The 14,233-nt window shown below is 40.8% G+C and carries 12 protein-coding genes and 1 tRNA gene; 11 read left to right on the forward strand and 2 right to left on the reverse strand.

The features are described from left to right. Positions 1 to 542 precede the first annotated feature (542 nt). The 7 genes from PX482_RS15150 to PX482_RS15180 all read left to right on the forward strand — a co-directional run bounded on the left by PX482_RS15150 (position 543) and on the right by PX482_RS15180 (position 8,378). Positions 543 to 1,076: a cupin domain-containing protein gene (locus PX482_RS15150; RefSeq protein WP_002759194.1), complete on the forward strand. Its 534-nt coding sequence runs from the start codon at positions 543 to 545 to the stop codon at positions 1,074 to 1,076. Beyond that, complete coding sequence (locus PX482_RS15155) at positions 1,073 to 2,200, forward strand: DegT/DnrJ/EryC1/StrS family aminotransferase (protein WP_002759190.1); 1,128 nt, start codon at positions 1,073 to 1,075, stop codon at positions 2,198 to 2,200. Before PX482_RS15150 ends, PX482_RS15155 begins: the two co-directional genes overlap by 4 nt. A gap of 44 nt (positions 2,201 to 2,244) precedes the next feature. Next, a complete protein-coding gene (locus tag PX482_RS15160; protein ID WP_002759189.1) occupies positions 2,245 to 4,869 on the forward strand; it encodes a polyprenol monophosphomannose synthase in 2,625 nt (874 codons plus the stop codon). A 65-nt stretch (positions 4,870 to 4,934) separates the two neighbouring features. Next, positions 4,935 to 5,915: a hypothetical protein gene (locus PX482_RS15165; RefSeq protein ID WP_288095250.1), complete on the forward strand. Its 981-nt coding sequence runs from the start codon at positions 4,935 to 4,937 to the stop codon at positions 5,913 to 5,915. A gap of 306 nt (positions 5,916 to 6,221) precedes the next feature. Beyond that, complete coding sequence (locus PX482_RS15170) at positions 6,222 to 6,404, forward strand: hypothetical protein (RefSeq protein ID WP_196219826.1); 183 nt, start codon at positions 6,222 to 6,224, stop codon at positions 6,402 to 6,404. A gap of 465 nt (positions 6,405 to 6,869) precedes the next feature. Next, positions 6,870 to 7,838: a DUF4351 domain-containing protein gene (locus PX482_RS15175; RefSeq protein WP_288095252.1), complete on the forward strand. Its 969-nt coding sequence runs from the start codon at positions 6,870 to 6,872 to the stop codon at positions 7,836 to 7,838. Between the two features lie 39 nt (positions 7,839 to 7,877). Beyond that, positions 7,878 to 8,378 carry a sll1618 family protein gene (locus PX482_RS15180; protein WP_043999067.1) on the forward strand — a complete coding sequence of 167 codons (501 nt, stop codon included), beginning with the start codon at positions 7,878 to 7,880 and terminating at the stop codon, positions 8,376 to 8,378. A 366-nt stretch (positions 8,379 to 8,744) separates the two neighbouring features. Here the strand turns inward: PX482_RS15180 and PX482_RS15185 are convergent. Then, positions 8,745 to 8,816, reverse strand: a tRNA-Thr gene (locus tag PX482_RS15185). Positions 8,817 to 8,875: 59 nt separating this feature from the next. Here PX482_RS15185 and PX482_RS15190 point away from each other — a divergent pair. The 4 genes from PX482_RS15190 to PX482_RS15205 all read left to right on the forward strand — a co-directional run bounded on the left by PX482_RS15190 (position 8,876) and on the right by PX482_RS15205 (position 13,207). Then, positions 8,876 to 9,130: a DUF3493 domain-containing protein gene (locus PX482_RS15190; RefSeq protein ID WP_002759181.1), complete on the forward strand. Its 255-nt coding sequence runs from the start codon at positions 8,876 to 8,878 to the stop codon at positions 9,128 to 9,130. 221 nt (positions 9,131 to 9,351) lie between these two features. Further along, complete coding sequence (gene rbp, locus PX482_RS15195; protein WP_002759179.1) at positions 9,352 to 9,645, forward strand: RNA-binding regulator; 294 nt, start codon at positions 9,352 to 9,354, stop codon at positions 9,643 to 9,645. Positions 9,646 to 10,191: 546 nt separating this feature from the next. Then, complete coding sequence (gene rbp / locus PX482_RS15200) at positions 10,192 to 10,485, forward strand: RNA-binding regulator (protein ID WP_288093679.1); 294 nt, start codon at positions 10,192 to 10,194, stop codon at positions 10,483 to 10,485. 199 nt (positions 10,486 to 10,684) lie between these two features. Then, positions 10,685 to 13,207 (forward strand): glycogen/starch/alpha-glucan phosphorylase, encoded by a 2,523-nt coding sequence (locus PX482_RS15205; RefSeq protein ID WP_288122630.1) that lies wholly within the window; start codon positions 10,685 to 10,687, stop codon positions 13,205 to 13,207. 147 nt (positions 13,208 to 13,354) lie between these two features. Here the strand turns inward: PX482_RS15205 and PX482_RS15210 are convergent, their stop codons facing one another. Continuing rightward, complete coding sequence (locus tag PX482_RS15210; RefSeq protein ID WP_002759175.1) at positions 13,355 to 13,762, reverse strand: GxxExxY protein; 408 nt, start codon at positions 13,760 to 13,762, stop codon at positions 13,355 to 13,357. Between the last annotated feature and the right edge of the window lie 471 nt (positions 13,763 to 14,233).

Raw genomic sequence — 14,233 nt, forward strand, 5'->3', positions numbered from 1 at the left:
CTGGGAGTGAGCGGGGGGAAAATTCAGGTACTTTTTCCCTGAAAATTAGGTAATTGACCAGATGAAAATCGGTAAAACCCTACACCCCACACCCCACACCCCACACCCTGCCCCCACGAAAAACTTTTTCAGCAAACCCTATTTATATCGTCATCAGAAAATATAGCAGTTAGCCGTCTATTAGATATTTTAGTACAAATGCTCGGACTTGTGTTCTAAATGTTCCACAAGTGCTTCGCCATCGTTCCGCTTATCTTCATGAGACCCCTGTTTAATTCTATTTTTTTACCCTTAAGTATTTCTACTTATTTCTAAAGTTAGATGCTCCCGTGTTTTCTTAAATGTATGGTAGAGGCATCTTGCCTTAGTCGGGATTAACCTTCTGTTAACTAAATTAACAGAAGGTTAATTAGATTAAGCTTTAGCTAATTAAATTAAATTAGCCTACCAGGGGTGACAAAAGTTAGTCACTGGTTCGCCCCTTCTTTGCTGTCAATTAATTTCAGCCTTTCTCACAACCATTCCCTAGGGGGGTTAAATTCATGTTTAAACTAGCTTCAGACTTTTTATCTTTAGATTTTCTCCGCCAACAAAATCAGAAAAATAAGCCAGAAAGTCAATTTAACTCTTTGCCAATTTCTCAAATCACGAAAGAGGGTAAAGTTTTAGCGATAATTCTCCGACGAGAGTTTAACCAAGAGGGGATTCATTTCCTAACTCCCGATGATTTTTCCCAACAGTTGGCCTATATGAGACACCCGACGGGAAAAAGTATTATGCCCCACGTTCATAACAAAGTACAACGGGAAGTATTTTTTACCCAGGAAGTCTTAATTATCAAAAGAGGAAAACTGCGGGTAGATTTCTATGATGACGACCAACAATATCTAGAAAGTCATATATTGAGAGATGGGGATGTGGTTTTGTTGATCCAAGGTGGTCATGGTTTCCAAGTCTTAGAAGAAGTAGAAATGATTGAAGTAAAACAAGGTCCCTACGTTGGTAATCAGGATAAAACTCGCTTTACAGGAATTGAGGAAACTGTGGTTAAAATGGCGGGAGCAGAGATAGCATGAGTAGCTTTATTCCCGTCAATGAGCCACTACTTGCGGGCAAGGAAAAACAGTATCTTAACGAATGTATTGATAGCGGTTGGATTTCTTCGGAAGGTCCCTTCGTTCAGAAGTTTGAAGAAAATTTTGCCCTCGCTGTTGGGCGAAAGTATGCCGTTTCCGTGTGCAATGGTTCTATGGCCTTAGAAGCGGCCATCGTCGCTTTAGGAATTGGTTCGGGGGATGAAGTGATTCTCCCCACTTTTACCATCATTTCCTGCGGAGCTGCCATTGTCAAAGCCGGGGCGATTCCCGTGGTCGTGGACTGCGAAGCGCAGACTTGGAACATGGATATCGGGCAGATAGAGGCAAAAATCACGCCCCGCACTAAAGCGATAATGGTGGTTCATATCTACGGATTACCGGTGGCAATGACTCCAGTTTTAGAATTAGCTCAAAAATACGGTTTAAAAATTATTGAAGATGCGGCGGAAATGCACGGTCAAACCTATCAAGGTAAACCCTGTGGTAGTTTCGGTGATATCAGTATCTTTAGTTTCTATTCCAACAAACATATTACCACTGGGGAAGGGGGCATGATTGTCACCAACCAAGAGGATATTTTTGAGCGTTGTCGTTCCCTGAGAAATTTATATTTTCAGCCCCAACGACGTTTTATTCACGAAGAACTGGGCTGGAATCTGAGGATGACTAATCTGCAAGCGGCAGTGGGTTTAGCACAATTAGAACAGCTAGAAACTTTTGTCCAGCGCAAGAGAAAAATGGGCAGACGCTACAGGGAATTATTGCAAAATATCCCCTGTCTAGAATTGCCTCTACCTCAAACTGATTATGCCGAAAATATTTATTGGGTTTATGGTATTGTTCTCAAAGATGAGGTTAACTTTGATGCTATGGAAGCGATGAAACGCCTCAAAGAACATCAGATTGGTACGCGTCCTTTTTTCTGGTGTATGCACGAACAACCGGTATTTCACAAAATGGGATTATTGCAAAATGTTTCCTGTCCCGTGGCTGAAAGACTGGCGCGCAGGGGTTTTTATCTGCCTAGCGGTTTAGCTCTCACGGACGAGCAAATTGAGCGAGTGGCCCAAGCAGTTCAGCAAGTTTTTGCTGAGGCTGAGTAGGGATGAAAAATTGATGAAAATTTTTTGAATAAAAACCGACTTTTATGATAATTGGCACGGAGTTTTTATCTTGGGTAGTAATTGCCTCTGGTTGCTTTTATTCCCTATATCTATGTATTTCAGTTCCCAAGGATGTTTTTTTTAATGGCGATGGGGCGCTGAAAGCTTTACTAGCTCGTCAGCTAAGTAATGGTCCATGGCGATTTGACTTAGTTGAGCGCGCAGAAGCTTGGGTTACTCGTCTTTGGCAAGAGGGTTTATACAGTTATCGCCCCCCTTTTGTTTACTACTTAAATCAACGTTATTATATCTCCTTTCCTTTTTCATTCTCTTTGCTAACTTCCCTTTTTTATAAACTTTGGGGTTATCGTGGGTTTTACTTGATTCCCCTCCTATCAATTTGGGTATTGTGGCTCAGTTTTTCAAGAGCAATTCCCGCTTTTTCCCTAGACAGTTGGGGGAGTCTTTTGGGATTAGTTATTTTGATTTTTGCTTCGCCCTTAACTCTATACAGTGCCATATATTGTGAACATACCCTCGCTGTTACTTTAGGATTTTTGGGAATTGTTATCGCTTTTTTTCTACCCGATACAGCTAATAGTGGCTGGCTGCCCAATTTATTAGGCGGATTTCTAGTGGGTTTATCAGTATGGTTCCGCTCCGAATGTCTGGCCCTAGTGGCAACTTTAACTTTATTAGTTTTCTTGGGTTTAACTCCAGAACAAACCTCAATTTTTGCTTGGTATTCAACCGAGCAAAATCTTAATGTTTCTGATTTTCTGCTAACTAATCGAATAGCTTTTAGTTTTGTACTAGGTATGATTGTTAGTGTGTTTTTACTGTGGTTGTGCAATAAGTTAATTTATAATCGTTTTCTAGGAGTTCACGCTCTGTTAGTCCTTGAGGAGTTTTCTTGGAAAAAACGTATTCAAGAAGCCCTGACCAGTTTTTATCAGTTGAATAGCTCTTTTTTGCTGCATTTTCCTATCTGTATAATTCCCTTAGCTTACTTGCTCACTTGGAGCGGTCAACAATTGAATTTTGCCAGGGATATTCCCGTAACTTTAATTAGTATAATGGCGATTATCATCTTGGCTGTTCTCGTCAATCTTCGCTGGCAAGGAATGGTCAAAACCAAGGCGTTAGTCAAGGACAATATAATTTACTTCCTGATACTTTTAGCCAGTTGTTATCTATTTGACATCGCCAATATATCTCTAGATAAACAAATGCTTTTTGTCTATGATCTCTATTTTATCTACACAGTAGGGGTGTCTTGTTTAGTCGATATTGCCCCGGGAGAAGTCATGGTGGGAGGTAAACAATGGGGACCGAGATATTTATTGCCTCTTATCCCCTTTGTTACCTTATTAACGGTGGAACAAGTAAAAATTGTCGGAGCGAACCAAGAAGTTTTACTAGCCAAGGGAAGCTGGGTTTTACTGTTAATCTTACTGGCAATAGCTGTCTATAAAAACATTTATCAAGGTGGAGAATTTTTCTATAAAACCCATCAGGGGATAGCACCAGCTATCAAAAGCATAGAAGAGAATCCTAATTCTATTGTTGTCTTTTCTCATCAATATGCGGCACAAGTTTTGGGTTTTGGTTTGGAGAAACAAAAAACTTTCTTCCGTGTAGAAGATAGTCAAGCCATGGTTAAACTATGCCAAGAATTAGTCGGTCAAGGATTGTCTAGTTTTCCCTACGTTTGCTATCCCTATCGCCCTTGTCAACTCTTAGAATCCCCACCGGAAGAACTGGAATTTAGCCAAGATGGACAAAAGTTTCAAATTGGCATAAATCGCTCTGGAATCATTGGTAAGTATCCTTTCTATGAAATAGTTATATCTGCTTCTGAGACAGGTTTACTATCCAAAAAATCCGAGGATAAGCCCACAATTACCCCAGCAGCTAATGATTTAGTCTGTACGATTTTACCCACTTATAACGAGCGAGATAATATTAGTCAATTAATTGAACGTTTACTAGCTAGTGTTCCTAGTCCTTATTTAGTGCTAGTGGTGGATGATAATTCTCCCGATGAAACTTGGCAGATAGTAGAAGATTTAGCCAAACAATATCCCACTCCTCCCCAAGATTCGCAATTCCAATCGGGGGTAATTTTGTGTCGCAGAATCAACGAGAAAGGGTTAACTTCGGCTCTACAGAGAGGTATTGACGATGCGATTAATCTGTATGGGGCTAAAATTATTACTTGGATGGATTGTGATTTATCTATGCCTCCAGAAGCTCTGCCACAATTAATCACACCGATTCGAACTAAAAAAGCTGATATGGTTGTAGGTTCTCGTTGGATTCCGGGGGGTGATGATGTTGCCCACGGACTGATGGCCCGGATGTTAAGCTGGATTATTAATCGCATGGCCATCGTGATGCTAGGCAATCAAGTTCACGACTATACCAGTGGTTTTATTGCCGTTCGTTCTCAGGTTTTAGAAAAAATTCGCTTAAAGGGAGATTATGGAGAATACTGCATTGATTTATTAACCCGTGCCAATCGTTTAGGTTATAAGTTAGTGGAAGTTCCTTATCTTTGCGTTCCCCGCATTTATGGTGAGAGTAAAACTGGAATTAATCTCTGGGATTATTTGTCAAAAGGACGGAAATATGTGGCAACTATTTGGCAATTATGGCAAGAAAGATAAGACAATTATCTCTTTTTTTAACTAGAATTAGTGATTCTCTTGATTCAACTCTAGGAGCTAAACTTATGAAGAAAATGTTTACTTTTTGGCCTTGGTTAGCTACCGTTGGGGTGGCCTGGTCTTTGGGTTTTTTTTATAACGTATACTACGGTGGTGAATTAAAGTGGCTCCTACAAATGTACGAACAAAAAGTATCTTTTGCCAAGCAGATAGATGCACCGAGACGAATAATTTTTGCGGGGGGGTCGGGAGTACAATATAGTATTAACTCTCAATTCCTCGAACAGGAGCTAAAAATCCCAGTTTTTAACTTTGGTTTACAGGGAGATTTGGGATTAAATGTCATTTGCCCAATTATTTTAGAACAGGTACGTCCGGGGGATATAGTGGTTCTCATTCCTGAATATTTGATGTTACTGGATGATGATGGTATTGGTTATGGTGATGGTTTATTTGGTTCGGTTCCCTTTAGTGTTGCCATTGGAAAACCGGGTTTAGGAAATATACCCTTAGAACAATTAGTTTCCGAGACTTGGTTAATGGGAGTTCCTAGTTTACGCGCTATGGTAAAAACTGCTGTTGATGTTATACAAACAGGAAAAGCTAGGGGTTATTTATCAGATCCAATCACAGAAAAAGGAGATCCTACCGTAGTCAAACATCGTACAGGTAAATGGTGGGCTAGAACATTTGATCGACCTGTTTCGCAACACTCCCTCAAACGCATCGCTCAATTTCAAGAGGAGTTAAAAGCTAAAGGTGCTGATTTAGTAGTTTCTCTCTCTTGGGTTTATGCTAAGACCGATGAAACTACCGTCAAAAATGTTAAAAAAACTATTGAAGAATTGTCTAATATAGTGCCTTTAATCTACAATCCAAAAACTCTTAATCTGCAAACAGATTCTAGTTTATTTGCCGATACCCATGAGCATTTATTACCGGAAGCAAGAATAAGACGCTCTAGGGAACTGGTGCAACAACTGCGTCCTATAATTCAGGAAACAACTACTCAAAATCATCGAATTATTTCTATTCTCAATCGATAATTGAAAATTAGATAAAACTTTTGTACTAGCAGTAATTTGGGATGGAGATAGCAGGGAATTGATTTAACCGGCAAAATTACCGTAAATTTCCCTGAATTTATTCAATTTTATTTTTTGGAATTGTTCTTCCTTCAACAAAGGTTCTTTTCCTCTCGGATGTTCCTGACTCTTTTTCTTGAGATTTTAACTCCTTCTTTTCCTAATTCGTTAAAGCTTTTGATAATTTGGGTTCTTCGGTTTGTGTTATGCAATGGACGGGAGTTATAAGGGGTGAAACCCTTATATAGAAAGACATTGCTTCGATTTTTGCCAATTGTTTTCAATCTAGAACGAGCTAATCAATTAAGTCTTTTGCCAGATAAGGATTTAGCCGATTTTTGCCCCCTGATCGAACCATACCAAGTAACGAAGAACCCTCTTTTTCTTGAGATTTTAACTCCTTCTTCTCCTAATTCATTAGAGCTTTTGAGAATTTTAAAACTATATTGATAATCTCATCCCACAGCTACTGCCGCATTTTTGATTGTCCATCCTCAAGATATTTTACCTAACCAGTGCCATCTTCTTGTTGCCACCGAATCTTGACTTGCTTTATATCTATCTTTCATTTGCTCTGAACTTGGATGTGCGGCTAAGTAGGCTTTTTTGGGCATTTTATCTCCTCGTCCTTACTCTTCTTATGATACTAAATCCGGTTATTAAAGACTGATTATTTATTCCTCCTGTTGCCTCTTGCCTTTTGCCTTTTGCCTGTCCTAATAAGTAGCCTATACTCAACGGATTTAGTATGATAACAGGATTTGCTATTACCCCTCGCTCAAATTTGTGCTACTATGGAAGGTAATATCGAGGATTTAATTTCTTGGCCTCCTAGTGCTAATCATTGGGTAAAACCCTTATAATTACTAGAATATGAAGATAAGCTGAAAGATTCCCCGTTTGCAATTATTATGTATGAATAATGTTATTGACCATGATCGTTTATTTAAGGAATTAATTGCGACTTTTTTTGTTGAATTTATTCAGTTGTTTTTTCCTGAGATTATCAATTATTTAGAGCCTAATCAGATCACATTTTTAGACAAAGAAGTCTTTACCGATGTCACGGAAGGAGAAAAGTATGAAAGTGATTTAGTCGCCCAAGTTCAATTTCGAGGACAATCATCATTTTTCTTAATTCATCTAGAAGCACAGTCTAGCTCTCAACCGGAATTTAATCGGCGAATGTTTACTTATTTCGCTCGTCTGCATCAAAAATTTGCCTTACCAGTTTATCCCATTGTCATATTCTCCTATGATCGTCCACAAAAAGAAGCAATTCTTCAATATAAAATTGAGTTTCCTGACTTAAAAGTGTTAGAATTTAACTATCAAGTTGTCCAGTTAAATCGCTTGAATTGGCGAGATTTTATTAATCAACCTAATCCCGTCGCCGCCGCTTTGATGGCTAAGATGAAAATTGCCCCTCGGGATAGAGCAAAAGTTAAGGCACAATGTCTAAGATTATTGGTAACATTAAGATTAGATGCCGCTAGAATGCAATTGATTTCAGGCTTTGTCGATACCTATCTCAATCTCAACTCGTCCGAGGAGATAGAATTTCAACAGGAGATTAGCACATTTATTCAACCCGAACAGGAGGGAGTTATGCAGATTACAACCAGTTGGATGCGCCGCGGTTTAGAACAGGGTTTAGAACAGGGTTTAGAACGGGGTTTAGAACGGGGTTTAGAACAGGGTTTAGCAAGAGAAAGAAATCTAATTATTCGTCTGATTAAACGTAAGTTAGGAGCTATTGATGTGGATATAGAGAGTCGGATTATGCCCTTGAATATTGATGATCTAGAACGAGTGGGGGAAGCTTTATTGGATTTTTCAACAGTGGAGGATTTAACTAATTGGTTAAATGCTTTAGATGCTTAGTATTTTTCTCTTAAACTTCACAGAAGGCTAGGTATGGATATGAGTATAACTTTTGAAAATGCCATCCAACAAACTCAAGATTTACTAAGTCAAATTGAGTTTTTAGATACCGATACAATAACTCAGAAAATTACTGAGTTAGTCTCCACAGAAAATGGAGCTAGAGGATTTTTTGTTACTTATTTAACCAGCGATTTACCCTATACGGAACATCCTAGTTTAGAAGTAATCACTGCTTTAAAAACTTCCCCGATATTGGTGAATGAATTATTAGTCAAAAATCTGGCTATGTCCACGGCAATGGTCATCTATCATCGCAGTCAAGGAGACGAAGAAAACGCCCAAGGTTCTGAGAAAGTCCAAGAAAAAACTGGTCAACTAATTAAGCAGTTATTATCGCAGTCCTTGGGGGAAAAATTACAACAATTAGCCACCAGTTTAAACACAGGACAAGGAGAATATCAAGCCTTTCTAGAACGCTGGGGATATGACGATTGCCAACGTCAAGCGATCGCAAAAATCATTCAACCTTTTCTTTAGTAACTAGCTGATTTTTTCCCAAAGATTTCGCCCAAAATAGGGAGCGATCGGTTAGAGGAATTAACTCTTTTACCTCTTGTTGGCTGCTAAAATGGCTTATTGAAGTAAATCGGCTCTCTTACTCTTGGTGTGATAAGTTTAACTTATATAAGACCGATCAATCTTTGTGTGCTTTGTGTCTTTGTGGTTCGTTCCATTCGCTCGCCAGTGGGAATGTATCTGAGAATAGATTTTACCCACCAAACCCAAGAGAGCCGCAAATCCCCAGCAAAGGCATTAGGGGGTTTTGCCATAGCCGCCACAAAACCAAGGCATTTAACCACTGTACCAGTATTTCTTAGTCAACTTCCGGGAGGTAAAACCCCAAGCCGATGATGGGATTTGAACCCACGACCAATTGATTACGAATCAACTACTCTACCACTGAGCTACATCGGCACATTGCCAGTTCCCGATTATATCACGGACAATAGATACAGAGCTAGAAAAATTTTTTTATGAGCAAATCCCCTCGACTTGATCCCCAAAAATACGCGCGCTTGAAAGAGGAAGCGGCCAATCCCTACCGAGGTCTGCGGCAGTTTATCTATCTCGGTCTAGGGGCCTCTGGTTTTATCGGTGCGGTGGTGTTTCTGGCCCAATTAGCGGCAGCCAGGGACGTAGCCACCGCCTTACCCAATTTTGCCCTACAAATCGGTGTGGTGGCCCTGATGATTTGGTTATTTCGTCGGGAAAAAAAAGCTGGCGGTTGAGGGAGTAGCCACCGATAGCCAAAACGGTCTCTTTCCCTGGAGAATAAAAGTTAACATTAACTCCAATCTTTCTGTGTTATGATCAGGGGGAGAGTCAAGATTAGTGTTCAAGTTCGTTTTCAGTATTAATTCGGTAAGTCTTTTACTTTAGTATTGTTCGGCTTCTCCCTGAATTTTGTGTCTCCACACCGTTTCGAGTATTGTTCGAGGATTCAAGTATTATGTCTATTTTTGTTGGTAATCTCTCTTACGAGATTTCCCAAGAAGATCTGGTCGATGTCTTTGCAGAGTACGGCAAGGTTAAGAGGGTTCATATTCCCTTGGACAAAGAGACACAGCGCAAACGCGGTTTCGCCTTCGTGGAAATGGAAAGTAAAGCCCAGGAAGCCGCCGCAATTGAGGCACTAGATGGTGCTGACTGGATGGGGCGATCAATTAAAGTTAACGAGGCCCGCGATCGTGAAGAGCGCGCGCCCTTCAATGGTGGTGGTGGTGACAGAAAAAAACGCTATTAAGCTTTTTTTGTGAATAATTGTGGGAGGGTGGACAGGGTTCACCCTTTTTTGTCGGCAATTGCGATCGCTGCTCCTCTCAAAACCAATAGAAATCTAAATGTCTGAGTCTCTCCAAAAGGTAACAAGTAGGGTTTGCGGCAAAAAGTTTTTCGTGGGGGTAGGGTGTGGGGTGTGGGGTGTGGGGTGTAGGGTTTTACCCATTTTCAGGTGGTCAGTTACCTAATTTTCAGGGAAAAAGTCCCGGAATTTTACCCCCGATCACTCCAAGGGTCAGCACTTTTTGAGGGAAAAAAAATCTAAAAACCTTATCTAACAAGGTTTTTAGATTTATTCAGCAAACCCCAAGTAAACTATAAGGGATATCGCCATCAGATTCTGATCGGCGATCAACTCTTTCTGTGTTATGATCGAGGCGAGAGTCAAGATTGGTGTTCAAGTTCGTTTCCAGTATTAATCCGGTAAGTTTTTTACTTTAGTATTGTTCGGCTTCTCCCTGAATTTTGTGTCTCCACACCGTTTCGAGTATTGTTCGAGGATTCAAGTATTATGTCTATTTTTGTTGGTAATCTCTCTTACGAGATTTCCCAAGAAGCTCTGGTCGATGTCTTTAGAGAGTACGGCGAGGTTAAAAGGGTTCATATTCCCGTGGATCGGGAGACAGGCCGCAAACGCGGTTTTGCCTTCGTGGAAATGGAAAATAAAGGCCAGGAAGGCGCCGCGATTGCCGCCCTGGATGGTGCTGAATGGATGGGGCGATCAATTAAAGTTAACCAGGCCCGCGAGCGTGAAGAGCGCGCGCCCTTCAATGGTGGTGGTGGTGACAGAAAAAAACGCTATTAAGCTTTTTTTGTAAATAATTGTGGGAGGGTGGATAGGGTTCACCCTTTTTTCGTCGACAATTGCGATCGCAGATCCGCTCAAAACCAATAGAAATCTAAATGTCTGAGTCTCTCCAAAAGGTAACAAGTAAACTATAAAGGATATCGTCATCAGAATCTGATCGGCGATCGACTCCCGAATATATGGACAACAAAAACCCATGGAGACAACCTATACCCTAGCTGATGGGCGTGAAGCACTTCAATGCCCCACTTTAGTTGAAGATGATCGCACGGGCATGAGTCCCGAAACCCTAAAACGGGCTTTTCTGGACAATTTGTTTTATTTGCAAGGGGTTAACCGCACTAATGCCAGTCCCTACAATTACTATGTCGCCCTTGCCTACACCGTTCGCGATCGCCTCCTGCGTCGTTTTCTGAAATCCACCGACACCTACAAACAAGAAAAAGTTAAACTCGTCTGCTATTTCTCCGCCGAATTCCTCATGGGGCGGTATTTAGGCAATAATCTCGCTAATTTGGGTATTTACGACCTAATCAAAGAGATGATCGAGGAATTAGGTCTTGATTTTGAGGAAATTATCGAACAGGAACCGGATCCCGGCCTCGGAAACGGCGGTTTAGGGCGTTTAGCGGCTTGTTTCCTCGATTCCCTCGCTTCCCTAGAAATTCCCGCCATCGGTTACGGGATCCGCTACGAATTTGGCATTTTCCATCAAATCATCCAAAACGGTTGGCAGGTGGAAATCCCCGATAACTGGCTACGCTTCGGCAATCCTTGGGAATTACCCCGTCCCGATGAAAGTGTGGAAGTAAAACTGGGTGGCCGGACGGAAATCTATCACGACGATAAGGGACAGGAACGGGTACAATGGCTGCCGGAACGTCGGGTTTTAGCCATTCCCCACGATACCCCCGTCCCGGGTTACAAAACCAACACGGTTAACGCTTTGCGTCTCTGGAAAGCAGAAGCGAGTGAATCGTTTAATTTTGAGGCTTTTAACGCCGGGTTATACGATCAATCCGTGGCCGAAAAAATGGACGCGGAAACCATTTCTAAAGTCCTTTATCCCAACGATAACACCCCCGCCGGTCGCGAATTACGTCTCGCCCAACAATACTTTTTTGTGGCCGCTTCCCTGCAAGATTTAATTCGCATTCACCTAAAAAGCCACAAAAATCTGCAAAACTTCCACGAAACCGCCGCTATTCAACTGAACGATACTCACCCCGCCATTGCGATCGCTGAGTTAATGCGTTTGTTAGTGGATGAAAACGGCTTAGAATGGTCAAAAGCTTGGGCAATTACCCAAAAAACCTTCGCTTATACCAATCATACCCTATTGCCGGAAGCCCTGGAACGTTGGTCGGCGGATTTACTTGGTAAACTGCTGCCCCGACATCTAGAAATTATCTATCTGATCAATCACTTTTTCCTTGAGGATGTGCGGACTTGGTTTCCCGATAACGAGGAATTATTGGGCAAATTGTCGATAGTTGAAGAAGCTGGTTGGGGTAATAAACAAATTCGCATGGCTAATTTAGCCTGTGTGGGTAGTCACTCGATTAACGGAGTCGCCGCTTTACACACAGAGTTACTGCAAAAGGACACCCTGAAAGAGTTTGCCATGCTCTGGCCGGAAAAATTCTACAATAAAACCAATGGTGTCACCCCGCGCCGGTGGATTTTATTGAGCAATCCCCAATTATCGGCACTATTTACTGAAAAAATCGGCGATGATTGGTTAAAAGACCTGAAGGAATTGCGAAAACTGGAACAATACCTTGATGATCCCGAATTCCGTCAGCGTTGGTATGAAATTAAACAGGCGAATAAGGCCGATTTAGCGGCTTATATGCTGAAAACCCGCAATATCGAGGTGGATGTTAATTCGATTTTCGATGTGCAGGTAAAACGGATTCACGAATACAAACGCCAACATCTGGCAGTTCTGCACATTATCGCCCTTTACAATCGCATTAAACAGAACCCTCAGATCGATATCGTGCCGCGCACTTTTATCTTTGGTGGTAAGGCAGCCCCCGGTTACTTTATGGCTAAGTTAATTATTAAGTTAACTAATGCTGTAGCTGAAATTGTTAATAAGGATCCTGATGTCAGAGGTCGTTTAAAATTGGTTTTCCTGCCTAACTTTAACGTTTCTTTGGGTCAACGCATCTATCCGGCGGCGGATCTGTCCGAACAGATTTCCACGGCGGGTAAGGAAGCTTCCGGAACCGGTAACATGAAGTTTGCCATGAATGGCTCCCTCACCATTGGGACTCTGGACGGTGCTAATATCGAAATTCGCGAGGAAGCAGGGGCAGAAAATTTCTTCCTTTTTGGCTTGACAGCAGGAGAAGTTTATGCTAAGAAAGCACACGGTTATGAACCGATGAGCTATTACAAAAATAATCGCGAATTGAAGGGAGTGATCGATCGAATTAAGAGTGGTTATTTTAGCCATGGTGACCAGGAATTATTCAGGCCGATCGTCGATTCTCTCCTCTACGATGACCAGTATATGCTTTTAGCTGATTATCAATCCTACGCTGATTGTCAGGAACAGGTAAGTGAAGCTTATCGCGATCGGGACAAGTGGACGCGGATGTCGATTCTCAACTCGGTTCGTATGGCCAAATTCTCTAGCGATCGCACAATCTGGGAATATTGTCAAGAGATTTGGAAAGTTAATCCGGTCAAGATTAGTTTAGAGGATTAAAAAACTCGGTCAAGTTCGGGTTTAGTCCTTGACTAGCCCGAATTCTGGAACCGTAGCCCCAAAAATGCTTTGTGAAAACGTCTAAACTATGATTTTTATGATTGTTTGATGGACTAGGATTTTAAGTTTTATACACTTCAATTATTTCTAGTTATAGTTAGGTTTTCTTTTCGGCTTGTGAACTCTTTTAAACTGTAAACTGATATTTCCAAAATTAAGCAATAATCCAATATCTAACCCATAAGCTTCGAGATAATTGATAGCTTGTGCTAAGTGAACGTCTTCAAGTTGAATAACGGCTTTTAATTCTACCATCACTTTACCTTCAACAAAAAAGTCAACTCGTCTTGTACCTATTTGATCATCTTTATAAAAGATCGGCATTTCGTGTTCTCTCGAAAAAGATAATCCCTGTAGGTTCATTTCTTTTGCCAAAGCACGTTGATAAATTACTTCTTGAAAACCATTTCCTAAGATACGGTGAACTTCCATTGCACAACCAATAATTTTACCTGTTAGTTCACTTTCAGGGTATTGGGGATTAATAAAAGTCATGGCTAGGATTTAGATGATGAAGTGAGGATTTTGATTAGATTGTCTCTGATAATTCAATGTCTAAACTATGATTAGACTCATGATTTAATGATGGACTATGATTGGGTTGTTTTTGACAATTCAATGTCTAAACTATGATTTAGAATGATTGAATGATAGACTATGATTAGGTTATCTTTCGACAATCACGACTATTTATTGTATTATATCACATCATGGGGTCGCTCTCTCGAAAAGAATCATAGTCCATCACATAATCACAAAAATCATAGTTAAGACGATGATTAGAATGAGCGACTATGATTAGGTTATCTTTGACAATCATGAGTATTTATTGTCTTATATCACATCATGGGGTCGCTCTCTCGAAAAGAATCATAGTCCATCACACAATCACAAAAATCATAGTTAAGACGATGATTAGACTCATGATTGAATGAGCGACTATGATTAGGTTATCTTTGACAATCA

It is taken from the genome of Microcystis sp. M53602_WE12 (assembly GCF_030065455.1).
GTDB lineage: Bacteria > Cyanobacteriota > Cyanobacteriia > Cyanobacteriales > Microcystaceae > Microcystis > Microcystis aeruginosa.